At 48.4% G+C, this 1,122-nt stretch carries 1 protein-coding gene; it reads right to left on the bottom strand.

Going from position 1 to position 1,122, the window contains the following annotated elements; genetic code table 11:
- Positions 1 to 1,122: ABC transporter permease subunit (locus R7190_RS25700; protein ID WP_318137657.1), on the bottom strand; the 1,122-nt coding region annotated here is incomplete at both ends.

The raw sequence follows: 1,122 nt of genomic DNA on the forward strand, positions 1-1,122 counted from the left end.
GACGAAAATCACAGCGGTACCAATCAGCGCAGTCCAACCTGCCAGCGTTAGCGAGTTGAAGAATGGGCTCCAGCCATAGGTACTCATCTCTGCGAAGTTGTAATTGTTCAGCGTCAGCGCTTTATTCCACGGCCAAAATGTCACTAGAGAGCCGTACACCGCCATGCCTAACACTGCCAGTACTGCGACAGAAATCAGTGAACAGTATACGAAGCAAAGGCCATCACGCGTTTTGTTGGGTTCTGGTTGATAAGGCACCGAGCGCGTGTCGAATAAGCTCTTTTGTTTTTTCTGCACCCAACGATCCGCACCAAACGCCATTACCGCAGGAAATAACAGCATGATGCTGGTTACTGCACCCATGGCAAAGTTTTGCTGGCCCACCACTTGTTTGAAGATGTCGGTCGCCAGAACGTTGTAGCTTCCGCCAATGACTTTCGGCACACCAAAATCGGTGATCACCAACGTGAATACGACAATTAGAGTGCTGATCAAACCGTATTTCGCCGCAGGTAACGTCACCATAAAAAAGGTCTTCATCGGTGAGGTTTTTAGAGCACGAGCGGCCTCATACAAACGGGCATCGGAAGTACGCAGCGAAGTGGTCAAAATCATCAGAGCATGAGGAAAGGTCCAAAAGATCAAACCCATTGAAATACCAATCACACCATACACTGAGTGACCACCAAGTAGCTCTTTTGCAACCCCTTGATTGCCAAAGAGGAAGATCAAGCTGATCGCAGGCAAAAGTGAGGGGGCAAGGATTGGCGCGGTACCTAAGATGTGAAATAGACCTTTAAATGGCATGCATGAACGCGTGAGTGCGTAAGCGTAACCAAAGGCCAGAATACCGACCACCGTCGTTACAACGAGTCCCAAACTAAACGTATTACCAACGGAAACCCACAAGCTTGAAGAAGAAAAATAAGTCGCAAAGTTGGCTAACCCAACAAACTCTCCATCGCTGTTTTGTACGCTTTTGGCCAGCATCGCCCACAATGGCATCAAGATGAACAAGATCATCATCGTGGAAAGACCCGCCAACAAACCAAACAGCACGAGATTGTCGCGGCTAATGCGTCCCATCATTGATTTCGCTTTGTCTTGAGTCGTCAGGCTATT

The sequence above is a fragment of the Vibrio sp. 1078-1 genome, assembly GCF_033340475.1.